The organism is Solibacillus sp., from assembly GCF_040273735.1.
In the GTDB taxonomy this organism is placed as follows: domain Bacteria; phylum Bacillota; class Bacilli; order Bacillales_A; family Planococcaceae; genus Solibacillus.
In genome coordinates this window covers 214,267-234,092 of the sequence record NZ_JBELZM010000004.1, presented here as the reverse complement: position 1 = coordinate 234,092, position 19,826 = coordinate 214,267, and the positions used below count along the sequence as shown (strand labels likewise).

Genomic DNA, 19,826 nt, shown 5'->3' with positions numbered 1-19,826 from the left:
ATTGTATACGCGCCTTGTCCCTCAGAAATAAAGCGCAATGCTGATTGAGAGTGACGGTGAGAAGGGGCTTTTTCACCCGGCAGCAACATTTGGACCGCTACATAAATCGTTTGCGTAGTAGATGCCCAACCCCATGGCTGACGATATGTTAATCCTGGGTTTTGGAAATAGATTGCACGACGTTCTCCACCACGATCCGGTGTAAAAATTTGTGCTGCTTCGCCCATTTTCTTTTTTATTAATTCATCACTCCAAAGGTAAGCTTGTGCTTGTGGCTTGGGTGTATGATTCATAATTTCCGGAATGGCTTCCCAAAGTGGACCTAAATGATATTGTTCAATATCTTTCGTAAAATCTTTTACTGTGTCACTTTTCATAAACTCTTTTACTTCTTCTGATACTCCTGCCATACTTCTTCACTCCTTTAATAGTAATTGTTTGCACAAAGAAAATCGTTTATCGTACTGAAATGTTATACACCTACAGGAACGTTTGCAGCAGCCACTTTATTTTCCAATGCGCCAACTTTATCAATTTCGATACGGACAACATCGCCGTCTTTTAAGAAAGTCGGAGGGTTCATAGCAACACCAACCCCACCTGGAGTACCTGTTAAAATCACATCGCCTGGCTCAAGTGTCATTAAATTAGATAGGAAAGCAACCAGCTTCTGTACTGAGAATACTAAATTAGCCGTATTCGTTTGCTGACGTACTTCGCCATTCACTGTCAATACAACCGATAATCCTGAAGGATCCGGTAATTCATCAGATGTTAATAAGTAAGGTCCCATTGGTGCAGAACCATCTACTGTTTTACCTTGCAACCATTGTAATGTACGACGTTGGATATCACGGTAAGTAACATCGTTCGTAATTGTATAGCCAGCTACATAATCCAATGCATCTTCTTCTGAAACGTTACGTGCCTGTTTACCAATTACAAATGTAAACTCCGCTTCATAGTCAAGCTGTTCAGAAATCGGATAGAATGGAATATCATCATCCGGACCTAAAAGTGTGTTGGCAAATTTGGCAAAAATAACGGGATGTGTTGGCAATTCACGGCCCATTTCCAGAATATGTTCACGGTAGTTGTGACCTACGCAAATGATCTTTCCTGGATTCAATACTGGAGCACCAACATGTACTTCACTACGCTCAAAAACTGCTTTCGTATTAGAAGCGTTTGGATTTTCTAAAATGAACTCGACAGCTTTTTGTGCCAGTTCAATAGATTTTTTCCCGCCTTGATAAATACCATCAGTTGTTGCCGGCACATAAGCATGGGCAATCTCCTTATAACGGTATTCACCTTCTGCTTGTAATTTCGCTTCATAAGCATGGTTTAAATCGATTACTTGTTCCTTCACAATCGCTCCAGCACGTGTAATACCGTTGCTTGTATAGTTGACTAATTTCATAATTGTCCTCCTTTATCGAAATAGAATACTTAGTTCTCTATTTAAAGAAAATATAAAGTACTTTAGGTAGTAAAGTCAACATTTTTCAGAAAAATCATTTAAATAAATTGCTTAATACCTATTAATAGCGGCTAGTTATCAGTAAATTTAGAAATTTTGTTGACAAATGTTTCTCTTTTACGTTACATTTTCATTATAAGTAAACAAAGTTCTCTATTTATATAATTGGAGGTAATGAGATGACGAATATTAGTGATGTTATTGTAGTAGGTGGGGGAATTGGTGGTTTAGCGACAGCGCTTTCAATAGTACAACGTACAGATAAAACGGTAGCAGTATTAGAACAAGCACCTGCATTCGGAGAAATCGGAGCAGGTATCCAATTAGCACCTAACGCACTGCATGTATTGGACCAATTAGGTGTTAAAGAAGAAATATTGAATGTAGCGGTCGTACCGAAGCGCTTAGTGCTAAAAGATATTTATACGGCAAAGGAATTAGCTGTACTTGACTTGACAGACGGTTTCCAGGAGCGTTTCAAACAGCCGTACGTTGTATTGCACCGCTCGGATCTACACCGTGTTTTATATGAAGCATGTTTGAAAAATAACCGTATTTCATTTAAAAACGATGAGCAAATCCAAACAGTATCACAAACGCCTGGTCAAGTAACGATTACAAACCAACGTGGTGAGTCCTATACAGCAGAAGCAGCAATAGGGGCAGATGGTATTAAATCAAATGTACGTAAGCTATTTTCTCAAGACGAAATGATCTGTTCAGAGTATGTAGCATACCGCGGCACATTACCGATTAAAGAGATCACTGCTGAAGGCGATATTGCAATGGATGATGTTATTATGTGGATTGGACCGAACTTACACTTAGTACAATATCCGGTACGCCGCGGTGAATTATATAATCAAGTCGTTGTGTTCAAAACATATGACTATAAACCGGAAGGCGATTGGGGTACTCCGGAAGAAATGCAACAACGCTTTGAAGGTGCACATCCGGATGTAGAGCGTGCGTTAAAATATATTTCGACTCAATTCCGTTGGCCGATGTTCCACCGTCTTCCAATTGAAAACTGGACGGATGAAAATGTAACACTATTAGGAGACGCTGCTCATCCAATGCTTCAATATTTAGCACAAGGCGGTGCCCAGGCACTTGAAGATGCATATGTATTAGGGGAAGCTTTGGAAAATGAAGCAACATACAATGAAGCATTTCTACGCTACCAGAAAGAGCGCCAACCTCGTTCAGCAATGGTACAAAATTCAGCGCGTCGCTGGGGTGAAATTATTCATGCCGATACAGCTGACGATCTTGACCGTGCGCTTGTGTTATTGCGTGATCATCTATTCGGCAGTCACAACGAAACAAACTATGATGTAGCAGACTTTTTATATAATTACTTCAACACACGCAAAAGTGAAGTTAAGAGCTGAATAAAGGAAAATTAAAAAGAGAAAGGGGATTAGTTCCCTTTCTCTTTAAAGCCATATACAGTCGACATTTCTTTACTCATATCAATAATTTGCTGCATCATTTCAGATGAAGTGTCTGTAGGTACGTCCTCTTCAAAGCCAACAACCGTAATAGCGCCGACAAGCTCATTTTTGTAATTGAGTATCGGTAAACCGATTGAGGAAACATGACGTACAAGCGGCTCATGTGCAAACGAAAAACCGTTCTTGCGAATTCCTTTCAGCTCGCGTTGAAAAGCCGCAACATCAAAGTTGGCAAGTTCATTTTGCTGAGCTTCAATCCAGTTCGTAATTTCCAAGGAATTAGCATAGGCTGCAAAGATTTTTCCTGTAGAAGAATTGATCGGTAGTTTTGTACCGACTTGCGCACCGATACTTAAGCCAAAATTCGTATTCCAAATATTTGTGATAACTGGGGAATCATTTACCCAAAGCGATAGCAATGTTGTCATATTTGTGAGATTGCTAAGTTCTTTGAAATAGGGTGTAAGGCGTTCGATAAAATCGTCGTTTTGCATGGCAGCATTCCCGTATTCCAAAAATTTATAGCCGAGTGAATAGCTACCGGTCTTTTGATCACGATAAAGCAAATCTAACTGGATAAGTGTATTTAAATATTTATAGAGATTACTTTTAGAAATGCCGGTTTGTTCCTGAATATCGGAAAAACGTAGTGGGTGGTCGCTTTGTGCAACGACATCGATAATTTGAATACCTAATGCTAATGATCCGATTGTAGTACTGCTTGACATAGTATTCTATTCACCTTTCTTAAAAAGTCATTCAAAATAAGGAGATTATATCATGAAAACTAATGTTATGGAAAAGAAGTTTGAAAGTTTCGAGAAAAGCATCAATTGTATGGTTGATCTAATAAGTATAACAGAGACGGAAGTGCTGTATAAAAAACCATCCGAAGAAAAATGGTCGGTTATGCAAATTTCTACACACATCATTGAAGCAATCGAGTTTTGGGTAGCCGACTTAGAGGCACTCCTAGTCGTACCAGGAGCTAAATGGGGACGTAACCATGAACACGTCCGTCGATTGGCTGCGGTAGATGAAAATTATGTAGCGACTGTTTCAAAGGAAAAAGCGATTGAAAGGCTGAAATCGCTCATTCCTTTAGTTAACGAAAGCTTTGCAAAAGTGCAACAGGAAGATTTAGAGAAAACAGCCCCTAGCTACAATCCGAATTTTGATGGCAAGCCGTTATCATTTCTAATCAATCATCTAATTGTATTGCATGCTGAAAGTCACGTAGGGCAGATGCAACGTCATTTAGAATTGGTACAGCCGCAAAAAGTAGAGTAAGAGTCGGAAATATCCACTGTTTGATGTGCGTATAGTAAGGTATTATAAAGATACAATAGAGAGGGCTGTCTGGAATGGATTTCGGGGCATGCCCTTTCTGCGTACAAAACAGTAGGAGCAGGTGGAAAAGTGGATGCGATGATAAAAACAGGTAATAAAACAGTCTACCCGATTATTTTCCCTTCTGACTATAGTGGATTGGGGAGTATTAACTGTTATGTCTACCAAAATGGAGAAGACTATACATTAATTGATGCAGGTATTAAAAATGAGGAATTTGAGCAGTTTTTCTATCAGCAATTGAAGGAATATAATATTGAAATTCACCAAATTACCCGTATTATTTTAACGCATTTTCATAATGATCATATCGGGGTAGTAAATCAAATTACGAGTGAATATCCGATTCCAGTCTATGCCAGTGAAATGGCCATTCCCCGTTTGAAATGTGAAGATGATTACTTACAGCAGAAGCTTACCTTTTACTATGGGTTGTATGAGCAATACGGTGTACCAGAATTTGCCCGTGAACGAATGGCAAAAATGGAAAATACACTTCACAATAAAGAACACGTAATGATTTCTCCGCAGATTCTAAAACTGGAAGACGGGCAAGAAATCGGTGGGTTACGTGTAGTGTCCGCTCCCGGGCATTCACCGGATTCGATCTGTTTGTTTGATGAGGAGACGGGCTGGTTGTTTGCGGGAGACTTTTTATTGGCTACTGGTATGACAAATGCTTTAATCGATCATGACGATTCAGGAGACATAACGAACCCGATTAGCCAATATATAGACTCGATTGAGAAAATGAAAGCATACAATGTGCACACCGTATTTGCCGGACATAAAGAGATTTATGATAGCTTGAATGAAGTGATGGAGAAAAGCTTAAGTAAAATAGAATACAAGCTGCATAAGGTTGTATCCCAAATTAGCGAAGGACATCATACGGCGAAACAATTAGGAGAAGCAATCTACGGTGCCCGTTTTGCGAAGTATTTTACATTTATAATTTCTGAAATTATCGGATTAACGCTCCTGGCAGAACAGCGCGGTTTGATTGTGCGTGAGTTGCGGGGCGGCGAGTGGTGTTTTACAGTTACAAAATTAATTGAAAAATAAGTCAAAAAAGCTGCCTGGAAAATGCTTTCTCAGGCAGCTGTTTTTGTTTAATAGAGGTCGCTCGAGTACACTTCTCGTAACACCAATGATCTTTAGAAAGACATAAATTATAGAGCAATTTTATTATCAAAATCTGCCATAAATTATATTTATGGAATTCGATAGTTTATCAATATTTTAATAATTCCTGTTTTAACTGTATGATTTATCCATAGAGGAAAATATTCCGAGGAGGAAGTAATATGACAAATTATGATGTAGTTGTAGTTGGTGCAGGAAATGCAGCTTTATGTGCAGCGATTGCAGCCAAGGAAAAAGGGGCTCAAGTACTTGTTTTAGAACGTGGATCAGTTGAAAAGCGTGGAGGAAATTCATTTTTTACAGATGGTGCGATTCGTGTTGCCTACAATAATTTAGATAACATTAGGAAGTTAATACCTGAAATAACTGATAAAGAAGCTGAAAAAATTGTAATGCCTGAATATAATTATTCAGACTTTTATAATGATCTAATGCGAGTAACAGAAGCGAAAAGTGACCCGATACTTGCAAATCAGCTTATTTCTAAATCTTATGAAACTATTTCTTGGATGGCTAATTTAGGAATTAAGTTTGAATTAAACGAAAATCAGTCTTTTGAACAAGATGGTAAGCTTCATTTTTGGGGTGGATTGCCACTAAAAACGCATAATAAGGGTGTTGGTTTAATACAAAAGCTATTTTACAAAGCTGAAGAAATCGGAATTGAAATTTGGTACGATTCTCGTGCAACTGAGTTAATGACGGACAATGACCACATAACAGGAGTTCTTGTTGAAAAGAAGGATAAAGTAACTATGGTCAATGCATCTAGTGTTATTTTAGCGTGTGGTAGTTTTGAAGCAAACAAAAAAATGCGTAGTGAAAATCTTGGAGAAGAATGGGAGAAAGCGATCGTAAGAGGGACAGAATTTAATACTGGGGACGGAATAAAGATGGCATTAGCAGTTGGTGCACAAAAATATGGGCAGTGGTCTGGCTGTCACTCTATAGGGACAGATTATAATGCTCCTAAAGTAGGTGACTTTAATAAACCTGGTGATATTTATAAAAAATCTTCATTCCCCCTTGGCCTCATGATTAATCGTAATGGAAATAGATTTGTTGACGAAGGGGCAGATTTCCGAAACTACACATATGCAAAATATGGTCGTGAAGTATTAAAGCAGCCAGATAATACGGCTTTTCAAGTTTTTGATGCTAAAGTACGCCCTTTGTTACGTAAAGAGTATAATCTAGAAGAAGCAACTTATTATAAGGCAGACAGTCTTGAGGAGCTAGCACAATTAATATCTGTAGATAAAGACGGACTATTAAAAACAATCATGGAATATAATGCAGCAGTTCAAGAAGGAGAGTATAATCCAACAATAAAAGATGGTAAAGGAACAGTTGGAATTACTCCGCCAAAAACAAATTGGGCATTACGATTAGATCAGGCTCCTTATTATGCATATCCTCTTACTTGCGGTATTACCTTTGCATTTGGTGGATTACATGTAAATCAAGAAGGGAAAGTTTTGAATCAAGGAGGGGAACCTATATCTGGACTATATGCAGCTGGTGAAATGGTTGGAGGAATATTCTATCATAATTATCCTGGTGGATCGGGATTAATGTCAGGTGCTGTATTCGGAAAATTGGCTGGTACCTCTGCTGCTCAGTTTTCGAAAGAAACATTGAAATTTCATAAAGCATAATTAATAAAGCATCTGCCTATAAGGCAGATGCTTTTATTAGTTATAAAAAGACTATTTTCTTATTTTAAATTATTTAAACTATCTTTTAAATTTGCATCTTCAATAAAATCAACAAATGCCTTAACAATGTTTAATTTTAATGATTCCTCATGGTATAACATCCATGTTTTACGAATAAGAGGATTTCCATCAATTGTTTTAATATCTATTTTATAAATGTCATCGCTATCATTTAAAAGCATACTTGGCAAAATAGCATAACCTAACCCATTTAGCACCATTTTTTTGCAAGTATCAGCCTTATCTACCTCTATGCTGACATGTGGGGGTTGAGTGAAATTTTCAGACCACCAATTATCTATAGAATTCTTCAACGGGAGATCTGTATGATAGTCAATTCTCGGCAAATACGGGAGGTCTTGGAGTTCTATTTTTTGTTTCGAGGCAATGCAGATTGTTTCTTCAAATAGCAATTGCTTTTTATCTTTCCAACTGTAGTCTCCTCTAACAATACCTATATGAACATCTTGATTTTGAATTAGATGAGCGATGTGGCTACTAAAATTGGTGGTTACTTTAAACTCAATATTAGGATACTTTTCTTTAAATAATTTCAATAAATCCGGTAGCATGTAATCAGTGAAAAAAGTAGAAACACCTAACCTTAATGTTCCCTCTATATTATCTTCCATATTAAGAACATTCTCTTTGATTTTTTGCAGACTTAACAAAACTTCATGTGCACATTTTGCTAAATACTCTCCTTGTGGAGTAAATTGAACTCCACGCCTTCCTCTATTCACGATTTTTACGTTAAATTCCTTTTCTAATTGTTGTAACCGATTTGTCAAAGCGGGTTGAGAAATATATAAATTTTGAGCAGCTTTTGTTATGTTTTTTTCTTTATATAAGGTCTGTAAAACAATCCAATCACGTTCATCCAAAACAATAACCAACCTTTCTGTTATAAATAAAATTTATGGAATTTTATAAAAAAATAGTATTTTAATTATTGCAAATATTATACTACACTTTATTTAATAAACAAATATTAGGAGTAGATCTTTCTGTAAATAAACATCGAAAGAAGGATTAGAATGGATAAAAGCAGAATCTTTTTTCAAAACGTTTGGTTTGTAACATTAAGTGGATTAGGGGGATTTTTACTTTCATTAACCGGTCTTCCGATAGGTTGGATGATTGGAACACTTCTTACAGCAACTTCACTTTCTATTCTACGTCCTGAATTCTTAAAACTAAATTATAAACGAGATGGGCTTCCAAAATATTGGTTATATATCGGGCAGTGTATTTTAGGTATAGAGTTGGGGCAAAAAATGAATAGCTCAGTACTCTATATTTTTCAAGAAAACTGGTTAACGGTTACTATAATGCTTCTGTTATCTATCTTTTGTTCTTTATTTTCGGGTATTATATTATGGAAATACAGTAATTTAGATATATTAACGAGTTTTTTCTCTACTGCACCTGGCGGACTTTCTGCAATACCGGGTATTTCGGAAGAAGTAGGGGCTAATACGGGTGTTGTCAGCATTATTCAAGCAATGCGTGTTTTTTTAGTAATTCTTACAATACCTGTAGTAATCTCATTATTGTTTGGAAATTCTGATGGAAATTCCCCTAAAATGGTTACTGCAGAAAACGTAGTATATAGTTCTGAAAATATTGTTGTAACAATCATATTTGTTTTTATTGCGGTTGCTGGCTATTATATAGGGAAAATCCTTAAGTTCCCAGCCCCATGGTTGATAGGGAGCATGGTTAGTATTGCTGCTGTAAAATTTTTTAGTACAGGAGTAATAGAGGATAATGTTGTAGCATGGTGGCCTCATAGTTTAATCATAATATCGCAAGTTTTTATTGGGGCAAGTATCGGCTCGCGTTTTCATAAAAAAATGTTTGTTGGTCTAAATAGAACTTTATTAGTTTCATTTCTATGTACAGCAGGATTGATTGTATTTGTTTTTACGGGAGCTTTCATTGTATCAGTTGTAACAGACATAACATTTATCACAGCTAGTTTAGCATTTGCACCAGGTGGTATAGCTGAAATGACAACAACTGCACTCGTTCTTAATGGAGATGCTACATTTGTTGTGGCTGTTCAAGTGCTCAGGATTATAACGGTCTGTATCACACTACCTCCTTTTTTTAGATTTTTAAATTATCTCGAAGGCAAAAAGAGATCCGATGCACCAATGTCAACAGAATTATAAATATTTAAATGTCCTTACCCTAAGAAGTTGGTAGAAAAAAATTATTTAAGGTGGTGTTAGTAATTGAGTCCTTTTTATGAAAATGAAAAAAAGATTGATGAAGGTTTTTCATATTACTTGAAACCCGGCAAGGAAATTGAAGAAAAAGAGTTCGAATCATTAGTGCTTAAAGTCAGAAATATTATTAACCAGTCTTTACAGGACAATAAGGAAATTGTTTTTTTATGTATAGGTTCTGACCGATATATAGGAGATGCTTTGGGACCGATAGTAGGGTCAATGCTTAAAGAAAATCAAGGTCCTTTTCACGTATATGGTACATTAGAAGACCCTGTACATGCTTTTAATTTAAAAGCAATACTGAAAGATATCAATAAACAATTTAAAAACCCACTTATTATTAGTGTAGACGCTTCTATTGGTAATAAAAATGAGGTGGGGTATACAGTATTTAAAGAAGGTTCATTAAATCCGGGTACAGCACTTCGAAAGGTTCTCCCGAAAGTAGGGGATTATCATTTCGTAGGAATTATAAATTATATAGATCCTTTACCAACCTCACAGTTCTTGAATGATACCCGATTATATGTAGTAATGAATATTGCTAAAACTATTGTAAAAGTAGTTAATAAGGTAATGGGGTCTGACTATAATTTATTGGATAGATAGTTTAGATGATTGCCTTCCTATGATAAAAGATAAAGCCATCCAAAGAAGGCTGACAACCTAATTCGAATGGCTTGTTATATTTGATGAAAGCTAAGTATAAAAGAGGTATATATCTTAGCTGATAGCACCTGTTACAAAAGCAACAACAATAATGACTACCGAACAAAGAACAGTCCATTTAAGTGCATACCGTTGGAATTCTCCAAGATCTGTTTTAAGCATTCCTACTAATAAAAGAGTAGAAGCAACAAGTGGACTTAAAAAGTGTACAGGTTGTCCTAAAACAGATGCTCTTGCAATTTCTAGAGAACTGACCCCGTATGCTGCACCTGCTTCCGCAAGAATAGGTAAAACTCCAAAGTAATAAGCATCATTAGATAAGACAAAAGTAAATGGCATACTAGTAATTGCTACCACCAGCGGGAACAGACCTCCCACGGAATCTGGAATTATGGATATTAGTGAATTTGATATTGCATCTACCATTTTTGTTCCAGAAAAAATTCCTGAGAAGATACCGGCAGCAAATACCAATACGGTAACTGTTAAAGCGTTTCCTGAATGAGATAAGATACGCTCCTTTTGCTGTTCTATATTTGGGTAGTTAATCATGGCAGCGATTACAAAGCCAATAAGGAATAATATGGAAGGGGAAATTAGACCCATTACTAAAACTCCCATGACAGCTATTACTAATATTAGGTTTACCCATCTTAATTTAGGGCGCTTTAATTCTTTTTCCAGTTCCAGTGTCTGGGTCGAAGCAACTTCTAATAGTTCTAATGAATGTCGTGAAATTTCCTCCATATTGATTATACCAATCCGCACTCTTTCCTTTTTCCCAAGAACAAAGGCTATGAAAAGAATACAACCCATGCCTGATAGCATTGTAGGTATAATCGGAAGGAAAAACTCATTAGCATCAAGTCCTAAAGAAGCAATGGCTCTGGTAGCAGGACCTCCCCATGGTGTCATCCCACTCATAATACTGACAGAAAGTAATGAAATTGTTCCAAGAATAAGAGGGTTCATTCCGATTCGAAGATAGAGCGCCAACATAGCAGAAATAGTAATCATATGAGTTGTTGTTCCATCACCATCTAGCGCAACAGTCATTGCAATGATTGCAGTCCCGATAGCTATTTTTACCGGATCCCCTTTAACGAAAGTCATCATTTTATTAATTAGTGGATCAAAAAGGCCAGCGTCGATTAATAATCCAAAGAAGAGAATAGCAAATAGTAGTAAAGCAGCTGAAGGAGCAACTTGTTTCAAACCATCCAACATCATTTCTCCAAGTTCTAAACGAAAACCAGCAATTAATGCAAATACGATTGGTACAATTACAAGTGCTGTAACCGGAGATAATTTTTTTGCCATAATCAGATAAGTAAATACCACAACCATTGAAATCCCTATAAATGTAAGAATAAAAATCCCCTCCAAATTTGAAATCGTTTACATTTCAACCTTCCCCTAAAAGATTAAAATATTTGGTAATTTCAGAATATTATAACTGTATTGATAAGTAAAATATATTTTTTTTGCATTAATATTAAAAAAAATCTTATAATCACTTTTAAAGGACCGCTAAAACACTTTTAACTAAAAAAAAGATGGATTGTAAATACAATCCATCTTAAAGGTTTGAAGTTTCGTTTAGGAAATCTATAAAATTTCTAACTGTGGAAAGCTGTAACAAATCTTGATTGTACATTAACCATGTATATCTAAATACAGGATTACCATTTGTATAGAACAGTTCGTATGTTTGCAGATTGTCTGAAGGTTGTAAACAAATTTGAGGTACAATGGCTATTCCCAAGTCATTTTTAACCATTTCTTTACATGTTTCCAATCGATCTGTTTCCATCATAATAAGGGGGGGTTCAGAATATTTGTCATGCCACCAGCCAGTAATTAGAGTCTTTAGAGATTCATCTGTTTTATAATTTATAAATGAAAGCTCCGGTAATTTCTCCATATCTATTTCTTTTTTTGAGATTAAACAGAGTTTTTCCTTATGTAACAATTCCTTTTTACCATACCATTCATAATTTCCGCGTAATATTCCTAATTGTACAGTCGAGGAATCGAGAAGATTCATAATATCGGTGCTCCACCCTGTATTTATATTGAATTGTACATTGGGATATTTAGTTGAAAATTTTTTTAATAAATTAGGCAGTTTATATTGAGCAAAGTTACTTGAAACCCCCAATCTTAATGTACCCCTTACTTCATTTTGCATATTTAGCATATAATCTTTGGTTTTTTGCAACTTATTTATCATTTCCTCGGAATACTCTACTAAGTGTAAGCCTTCGGTAGTAAACTCTATGCCACCCTTTGTTTTAAAAAATAATTTAGTATCAAATTCCTTCTCTAGATTTTTAATTCTGTAAGTCAGAGCTGGCTGTGATATATATAACCGTTCCGATGCGCGACTGATTTGTTTCTCCTGGTACAAAATTCTAAGGGCATTCCAGTCTTTTTCATCCATATTAGTCATCTCCTATTAAATGATTATAAGTTTTTTTTTGCATTTATTTAATAAATTATCTATTTTACTTATGATATTATCTATCATACTATATTTTCATAAGCACCGGTACTTTTTAACAAAAAATGAGAAGGGGGTACCTAGATGAGAGTGCCTGTAGTTGTTATGCGTGGAGGAACTAGCAAAGGGGTATTTCTAAATTTCGAAAATATGCCAGATAACCGTTTATTATGGGATGACTTTTTATTGGATATTATGGGAAGTCCGGATCGTAGACAAATAGACGGTCTTGGCGGAGCAAATTCTTTAACTAGCAAAGTAGCAATTATTAAAAAATCGGATTTAAATGATGTTGATATAGAATATACATTTGCCCAGATAAGCATCGCAAATAATCTGGTGGATTTCAAAGGGAATTGCGGCAATATTTCTTCTGCAGTTGGTCCATATGCAATTGAGCAAGGCCTAGTACAAGCAATTGAGCCTATTACAACTGTAAGGATATTTAATACTAATACTAAAAAAATGATAATTGCAGAGGTAGAGGTTGAAAATGGTCGTGTAAAAACAGAGGGTATGTGTTCTATTCCTGGAGTTCCGGGGACAGGTTCACCTATCTACCTCTCCTTTCCAAATGCAGAAGGTGCAGTAACCGGAAAATTGTTTCCTACCGGGAACCCAATTGATGTGATTCAATTACCTGAAGGGCCTATAAGTATTTCAATTATTGACGTTGCCAACCCGTTAGTTTTTGTCAATGCTTCTGATGTTGGTCTAACAGGTTCTGAATTACCCCATGAATTTACTCGTGAGAAACTTCTGGAGTTGGAGGCAATCAGATCAATGGCAGCTGAAATGTGTCATTTTGCAGCCAAAGAGGATGCAACTATGAAATCACCTGCTGTTCCTAAAATGACAATCATTGCTCCTCCTATGGACTATATTGATGTAACAGGCATAGAAAGAAAAGCCTCTGATATGGACTGCAGAATTAGAATGATGTCCATGCAAGAACCGCACCAAGCTCTTGCAATATCAGGCGCCATATGTACTACTGCCGGTGCATTTTTAGAAGATACAATTTTATCAGAAAGCATAAATGTGAAGCAAGAGGTTGTTCGACTGGGACATCCGGGTGGAATAATGGAAACGAAAGTAAATTTAATTGCTGGCCATATTAGTGTAATTAAGGTTGTGCGTACAGCACGTACTATTTTAGAAGGTTATGTATATACAAAGAAAAGTTATAAAATTGCCGAAGTCTCTTCACAAGCATTGGCATAATAACTAAACTACTGTGAGTAATAGAAACTGCACCCCAATTGGAGGTGCAGTTTTTAATGGGAAAAGGTCCCCCACCTTATTAGGCTAGAACCTTTTGATTACTCTAAAGTGAGCGTTCCGCTAAATGTCGTTCCTTGATCACGGCCGGCTTCACAATAAGACTCGGTTGTTTTAATTGTCTTATTAGTAAGCCGTTCGAATTCAATAACACATCGATCACCATCCGCTGTTTTGGATAACCGCGCTTTTGTATCGGTTGTGAATGTCGCTGTTCCTTCAATAGTGCCGGATGCCCAGCCGTCATACGTATAATAGGTCAATTGGAAACCGGTTTTCGTACTATTAGAGATTGTTAATACACGCCCTTTTGAATCAAGGTCCCCTTTACCGTAAGTATGAAAATACGTATACTCGCCATTCCAAGATTTATTTGGCTTCTTTTCGGCGGCAGGGGACCAGTTTGCACCTACGCGCAATGAGCGATCAAGCATATTGCGGGCTGAGGAAGCACGTTGATAAAGCGGGCTATTACTAGCAAAGCTTTCTTCTGCAATGTCAGAACGATAAAAGAATTTTTTGTTTTGCATGTTATAAAAAAATAGAACGAGCTGTGCACGCGTTAAATTATTTGTTGTACCGAAAAAACGCTGTAAGTTAGTTTGCTCATACTTTGCATTTTGTCCGTTAGAAATATCATGATCTAACAAAAAACGGATTGCGTTATTTAAAGCCGTTTGTCCATCTGCCATATAGGCAATTGCCTGTGCAACAGTCCCACGTTTTACAGCAGCTCCTCGAATGCTGTTATGAAAGTACCCGTTTAAAGGTACTTGATAGGCGGCAAGCGTATTATAGTTTGTATCCGATGGAATTGCTTTCGGTGTGAACTTTTCGAGCTCTTCCGAGACATGCTCCAAATCAAAATAGCCTACAAAAATTTGAGCGAATTGTTGTTCTGTGACCGGTTGGTTTGGACGGAATGTCCCGTTAGCATAGCCGTTTATAATATTGTAATCATATGCCCATTTAATCGCATCGTACGCATAATGGTCTGGTGGAACATCTTTAAACACTTGCTTTGCTGCCACTGAGTTAGCCGGAAAAATAAAAAAAGACATCCCTAAAATAACCGCTAAGTAGAAGCGTTTCATAAAAAAGCCTCCTTTATAATTGGATTAATTTTACTTTAACATGACTTTCTCTTATTTCCACTTACTTTATATTCTAAAATATGGGATAAAAGCCGATATAATAGATACGGTATATTAAATGAGATAGGTAGTGATACATATGAATAAATCAAAGTTAATGCTAGCTGCTTTAGTCGCAATCCCAGTAAGTGTTGGCATGGTGGGGGAAGCAGGGGCGGAGCAAACCGAAACGTTGGGGGATTCTCTCGCAACACCTGTAGATATTAACAAAGCGATAGAAGGTTTAAATACAAACTCAACTAGATTAGAATTGGAAAAAGTTAAGGAAGCTTATAACAAACTTTCGCAAGAATTGCGCCAACAAATTAGCAACTATGGCAAGGTGGAAGTACTTTTGGACGATTTGGAGAAGAAGGAAGCGCAAATCGCCAATCGTATCGCAGCCGAAAAAGTAACTGAAATGATTCAAACGTTCAACGACGAGTCAACGCCTGCTGAGATTAATGCAGCCCGAAAAGCTTACGATGCATTAAATATCGAGGCGAAAAAGCTAGTCGATAAGCAAGTAGTTACAAACCTGGAATACTTTGAAAGCCGTTTAGCTGTGCAAAAGGCGCAAGCTGAAAAAGAAGCAAAAGTCGTGATGGATCGCATAAAACGTATCGATAAAACGAAATACACTGAAGCTCAAATCAAGAGTATTCGGCTGGCGTACAATACATTAAGTGATTATGCGAAGTCGTTTGTAACAAACCTTAACATACTAATTGACGGCGAGAATTATATTATTTATCAAAATACGGTTGTAAAGCAGGCAAAGCTTGATGCCAACGCATTTGATATTTACATGAATGATATTAGCCGCAGTTCGACGACACAGGAAATTGCGAGAGCCCGTTCGATTTACAACAACTTATCGGCGGAAGCGAAAAGACATGTAACAGCGTTGGAAAAGCTTGTCCGTCTTGAAACAATGTGGAGAGATCCACATTATATTGAGCTTGTTTATACGTATTACCCGGATTATATACATGATATAAAGCCAGGTGGAGTAGTAGTCGAAAAGCCGACATACGACCCGCTATACATTCCGGATGATTCAGCAAGTACAGTGGCGACAACGATTCCAAAAACGGCAAACTGGTCACAATATGAAACAATGACTTACCAAAATGGACGTTACATAACACAAATTACCGCTTCTCAAGTGAAAAACATCGCAGATCGGAATATGCGTCTAAAAGCAGGAGAGATAGAAATCGTTATTCCTACATCGGAAATACAGACTTCTGCAGCTACTGTTGGTGTATCGGTAAATGTAATGAATAATCAGCTGCATATCCAATTTACAGAAGGCAATCGTGCAAAAACATTTGTAAGTACTGTAGAAGTCCATGTTCCGGTATCTAAATTAAAGGCAAATACTTCGCAAGTAATACAACGTGTTTTATCAACCGGTACATCGCCGGCATCCTTTAAAGTGGATGGCTCGAAATTTATTATCCGCACAGCTACGGGTGGTACATTTAAAGCTGCGAACAGCAGCGTCATTTATACGGATATTCCAAATAATGACCAAGGACGTGCGATTCGAGAGCTGACAAAGCGCGGCATTTTATTTAATACAAAAAACCGTCTAGTGCAAAGCTATAAACAAGTAAGTAAACTCGATGCAGCAGTAATGATTGCATCGGCACTTGATGTATCAAGTAACACTAGATCAAAATATTTGGATATAGCAAATACCCAGCAGTTAAGACTAGTTCAAGGTTTATTGGATGCGGGGATTATGAGCGGGGCCACATCAAGCCGTTTCGCACCTAACGCCACAGTGACAAAGGAAGAAGCAGCTATCATTATTGCCAACATGTACCGCTATTTAAATCAGGATTTGGCGGAGGCGTACAATGAATTAAACTTCAGCTATTCGGATATATCGAACCTGACATTGGAAGCACGTCAAAGCATTGCAATTTTAGAGCTGTTTGGGGTTGTTGATGGGGAAGGTCCGTTTAATCCTGAGAAAACATTATCGCGCGGTGAGTTTGCCGAACTTATTTACAATGCTTTAAAAGCAGTCGATTATTTATAAAATTCAAACCTATGATTTTCTTTTCAGAAATCATAGGTTTTTTAAAGGAGAAAATTAGCAGAAGTCGCTAAGCTTAAAACGGGAAAACCTGTCTCCTGTCGGATTTTCTGACAATTCCTTTACAAATACGCTATAATTAACAACTACAGCACACATGCACAAAAGGAGTTTTCGCATGGTCTATTTATCGATGATTTTCTTCAAAATTGTAGCACCAATTTTAATTTTGCTTTTTATAGGTGCCATTTTACAGCGCAAGTTTCAGTTTAACCTTAAAGCATTATCCCACCTCATTACATACTGTTTCATGCCGGCAGCGGTGTTTATCAATATTTATGAAACATCTGTTGAAATGAGTGTGCTCGGACAAATTACGATTTTTATTATTTTGTTTATCGGTGCGCAAATGCTGTTAGGTCAGCTGCTCGCAAAACTGTTAAAACTTGATAAAAGAGAATCGGCTGTTTTTAAAAACAGTGTTGTCCTTATAAACTCTGGTAACTACGGGATTCCGGTTGCACAAATGATTTTCGCGACCCAGCCGATTGGGGTAGCAATACAAGTCATTCTTGTTATTTTTCAGAATATGACGACGTATACATATGGCTTGTATAATTTAATTTCATCAACAAAATCAGGAATAGCGATTGTCCGGGACTTTTTGAAAATGCCAATTGTTCATGCGCTTATTATTGGCGCGGCATTGAATTACTTTCATGTCCCGATCCCGGAAACGTTTAGTATTCCACTTGAACATATTGCAGACGGATTTGTGGCGGTTGCACTTATTACATTAGGGGCTCAGCTTTCTACTATTGAAATGCGTTCGATGTTCAATAAAACAATTTTTGTCAGCTGTTTTACACGGTTGATAGTAGGTCCGGCAACAGCACTTATTATTATTTTTGCATTGGGCCTGGACGGTGTAGTGGCACAGTCGCTATTTATCGCAAGTGCATTCCCGACATCGAGAAACAGTTCCAGCTTGGCGCTTGAGTATGATATTGAATCGGAAACAGCAGCCCAGACAGTACTGTTTTCTACGATTATCAGCTGTTTAACAGTGACGTTTGTTATTTATTTATCAACAATTTTATTTGCATAGAGAATGGCTGCAGTAAAAGTAATTTAAACTTTTACTGCAGCCCTTTTTCCATAAAAAAACCGCAAGTATCCCCTCAGATACTTGCGGTTGTAAGCGATTATAGTTGGATATCAATAACGCTTTCGTAATCTAGTAAACACTAAATATGAAAAGCTAGTGAATTTAACAATTTGAGCAAGAAGCTAAATTCATAGATCTTAGTACATACTTACCGTATTAGCGTATGGGTTTGAAAGGTCCATACCATCTAATGAAAGACCCATTGCCTTCGCTACACCTTCACCATATGCTGGATCAGCTAAGTAGCAGTGTAAAATGTGACGACGTTTGATGAATTCTTCAACACCGTTCATTTCAGCAGCAGTCGTTTCGAATAGACGTTGTTGCTGTTCAGGTGTTTGAAGACGGAATAACTTACCTGGTTGCTCGAAGTAGTTGTTGTCATCTTCACGGAAGTCGTAGATGTCAGCTGGACCATCAAGAGCTAATGCAGGATCTTTATATTGTGTTTGACCTTGTAATGCGCCATAGCTATTTGGATAGTAAGTAATAGCTGCACCACGGTTTCCATCAGCACGACCTACGCCATCGCGGTGGTAAACCATAAACGGACACTTTGGTGTGTTTACAGGAATTTGATGGTGGTTAACGCCTAAACGGTAACGAGTTGCATCTTGGTAAGCGAATAAACGAGCTTGTAACATACGGTCTGGTGAGAATGAAATACCAGGTACAACGTTTGATGGAGCGAATGCAGCTTGCTCAACATCAGCGAAGTAGTTTTCAGGGTTACGGTTTAATTCGAATTCCCCAACTTCCATTAATGGATACTCGGACTTGTACCAAACTTTTGTTAAGTCGAATGGGTTGTCCTTAGAGTTGCGAGCTTGCTCTTCAGTCATCACTTGGATGTACATTTTCCATTTCGGGAAATCGCCTTTTTCGATTGACTCGAATAGGTCACGTTGAGAAGATTCACGGTCTTTACCGATAATTTCAGCAGCTTCTGCACCTGTTAAGTTTTCGATACCTTGTTGAGAACGGAAGTGGAATTTCACGTATACGCGTTCGCCAGCTTCGTTGATCATTGAGTAAGTATGAGAACCGAATCCGTGCATTTTGCGGTAGCCGTTTGGAATACCACGGTCAGACATTACGATTGTTACTTGGTGTAATGCTTCAGGTAGTGAAGTCCAGAAATCCCAGTTTGAGTTACCGTTGTGCATGTTTGTTTTTGGATCACGCTTAACAACGTGGTTTAAATCAGGGAAGTGTAATGGATCACGGAAGAAGAATACAGGTGTGTTGTTACCAACCATATCCCAGTTACCTTCTTCAGTATAGAATTTTAATGCGAAACCGCGAATATCACGCTCTGCATCAGCCGCACCACGCTCACCTGCTACAGTTGAGAAACGTGCGAACATTTCTGTTTTCTTACCAACCTCAGAGAAAATTTTTGCTTTTGAATATTTTGTGATGTCATGAGTTACAGTGAATGTACCGAATGCACCAGAACCTTTTGCGTGCATGCGACGTTCAGGAATTACTTCACGGTTAAAGTTCGCTAATTTCTCAATTAGGAATACGTCTTGTAATAAGATTGGGCCACGGCGACCAGCTGTTTGCGAATCATCGTTTGATACTACTGGAGCACCAGTAATTGTTGTTAAACGCTCGTTTGTCATGTA

The 19,826-nt window shown here is 37.4% G+C and carries 16 protein-coding genes and 1 pseudogene; 9 read left to right on the top strand and 8 right to left on the bottom strand.

Translation table 11 applies throughout. The annotated features are described in order from the left end of the window. Positions 1 to 410, bottom strand: a pseudogene (locus ABS917_RS06675) (cupin domain-containing protein); the annotation flags it as partial. A 62-nt stretch (positions 411 to 472) separates the two neighbouring features. Next, positions 473 to 1,423 (bottom strand): fumarylacetoacetate hydrolase family protein, encoded by a 951-nt coding sequence (locus ABS917_RS06670; RefSeq protein WP_350478269.1) that lies wholly within the window; start codon positions 1,421 to 1,423, stop codon positions 473 to 475. A 239-nt stretch (positions 1,424 to 1,662) separates the two neighbouring features. Here ABS917_RS06670 and ABS917_RS06665 point away from each other — a divergent pair, with 239 nt between their 5' ends. Beyond that, the gene (locus tag ABS917_RS06665; protein ID WP_350478268.1) at positions 1,663 to 2,877 is read left to right on the top strand and encodes an FAD-dependent monooxygenase; all 1,215 of its coding nucleotides are present in this window, start codon (positions 1,663 to 1,665) and stop codon (positions 2,875 to 2,877) included. 29 nt (positions 2,878 to 2,906) lie between these two features. Here the strand turns inward: ABS917_RS06665 and ABS917_RS06660 are convergent, their stop codons facing one another. After that, positions 2,907 to 3,668 carry an IclR family transcriptional regulator gene (locus ABS917_RS06660; RefSeq protein WP_014824986.1) on the bottom strand — a complete coding sequence of 254 codons (762 nt, stop codon included), beginning with the start codon at positions 3,666 to 3,668 and terminating at the stop codon, positions 2,907 to 2,909. A 52-nt stretch (positions 3,669 to 3,720) separates the two neighbouring features. On the opposite strand from ABS917_RS06660, the gene ABS917_RS06655 reads away from it, so the two are divergent. The 3 genes from ABS917_RS06655 (at position 3,721) to tcuA (ending at position 7,094) form a co-directional block, all read left to right on the top strand. Then, a complete protein-coding gene (locus ABS917_RS06655; RefSeq protein ID WP_350478267.1) occupies positions 3,721 to 4,230 on the top strand; it encodes a DinB family protein in 510 nt (169 codons plus the stop codon). Positions 4,231 to 4,368: 138 nt separating this feature from the next. Further along, positions 4,369 to 5,355: an MBL fold metallo-hydrolase gene (locus tag ABS917_RS06650; protein WP_350478277.1), complete on the top strand. Its 987-nt coding sequence runs from the start codon at positions 4,369 to 4,371 to the stop codon at positions 5,353 to 5,355. A gap of 242 nt (positions 5,356 to 5,597) precedes the next feature. Then, positions 5,598 to 7,094 carry an FAD-dependent tricarballylate dehydrogenase TcuA gene (gene tcuA / locus ABS917_RS06645; RefSeq protein WP_350478266.1) on the top strand — a complete coding sequence of 499 codons (1,497 nt, stop codon included), beginning with the start codon at positions 5,598 to 5,600 and terminating at the stop codon, positions 7,092 to 7,094. A gap of 59 nt (positions 7,095 to 7,153) precedes the next feature. Here the strand turns inward: tcuA and ABS917_RS06640 are convergent, their stop codons facing one another. Then, positions 7,154 to 8,038, bottom strand: a complete 885-nt coding sequence (locus tag ABS917_RS06640) for a LysR family transcriptional regulator (protein WP_350478265.1) — start codon at positions 8,036 to 8,038, stop codon at positions 7,154 to 7,156. Positions 8,039 to 8,191: 153 nt separating this feature from the next. Between ABS917_RS06640 and ABS917_RS06635 the strand changes: the two genes are divergently transcribed. Together ABS917_RS06635 and yyaC are read left to right on the top strand one after the other, a co-directional pair. Beyond that, positions 8,192 to 9,331, top strand: coding sequence for an AbrB family transcriptional regulator (locus tag ABS917_RS06635; protein WP_350478264.1), 1,140 nt, complete (start codon positions 8,192 to 8,194; stop codon positions 9,329 to 9,331). Between the two features lie 63 nt (positions 9,332 to 9,394). Further along, a complete protein-coding gene (gene yyaC, locus ABS917_RS06630; protein ID WP_350478263.1) occupies positions 9,395 to 10,000 on the top strand; it encodes a spore protease YyaC in 606 nt (201 codons plus the stop codon). A gap of 114 nt (positions 10,001 to 10,114) precedes the next feature. On the opposite strand, the gene ABS917_RS06625 is transcribed toward yyaC, so the two are convergent. Both ABS917_RS06625 and ABS917_RS06620 read right to left on the bottom strand, forming a co-directional pair. Beyond that, positions 10,115 to 11,431, bottom strand: coding sequence for a CitMHS family transporter (locus tag ABS917_RS06625; RefSeq protein WP_350478276.1), 1,317 nt, complete (start codon positions 11,429 to 11,431; stop codon positions 10,115 to 10,117). Positions 11,432 to 11,639: 208 nt separating this feature from the next. Then, a complete protein-coding gene (locus ABS917_RS06620) occupies positions 11,640 to 12,503 on the bottom strand; it encodes a LysR family transcriptional regulator (RefSeq protein ID WP_350478262.1) in 864 nt (287 codons plus the stop codon). A gap of 144 nt (positions 12,504 to 12,647) precedes the next feature. Between ABS917_RS06620 and ABS917_RS06615 the strand changes: the two genes are divergently transcribed. Beyond that, positions 12,648 to 13,787 carry a 2-methylaconitate cis-trans isomerase PrpF family protein gene (locus ABS917_RS06615; protein WP_350478261.1) on the top strand — a complete coding sequence of 380 codons (1,140 nt, stop codon included), beginning with the start codon at positions 12,648 to 12,650 and terminating at the stop codon, positions 13,785 to 13,787. A gap of 98 nt (positions 13,788 to 13,885) precedes the next feature. Here the strand turns inward: ABS917_RS06615 and ABS917_RS06610 are convergent, their stop codons facing one another. Beyond that, positions 13,886 to 14,938, bottom strand: a complete 1,053-nt coding sequence (locus ABS917_RS06610; protein ID WP_350478260.1) for an S-layer homology domain-containing protein — start codon at positions 14,936 to 14,938, stop codon at positions 13,886 to 13,888. 139 nt (positions 14,939 to 15,077) lie between these two features. Between ABS917_RS06610 and ABS917_RS06605 the strand changes: the two genes are divergently transcribed. Both ABS917_RS06605 and ABS917_RS06600 read left to right on the top strand, forming a co-directional pair. Then, entirely contained in the window at positions 15,078 to 17,030 is a 1,953-nt protein-coding gene (locus tag ABS917_RS06605; protein ID WP_350478259.1) for an S-layer homology domain-containing protein, read from the top strand. A 175-nt stretch (positions 17,031 to 17,205) separates the two neighbouring features. Then, positions 17,206 to 18,135: an AEC family transporter gene (locus ABS917_RS06600; protein ID WP_350478258.1), complete on the top strand. Its 930-nt coding sequence runs from the start codon at positions 17,206 to 17,208 to the stop codon at positions 18,133 to 18,135. Between the two features lie 197 nt (positions 18,136 to 18,332). Here the strand turns inward: ABS917_RS06600 and ABS917_RS06595 are convergent, their stop codons facing one another. Further along, positions 18,333 to 19,823 (bottom strand): catalase, encoded by a 1,491-nt coding sequence (locus ABS917_RS06595; protein WP_350478257.1) that lies wholly within the window; start codon positions 19,821 to 19,823, stop codon positions 18,333 to 18,335. Between the last annotated feature and the right edge of the window lie 3 nt (positions 19,824 to 19,826).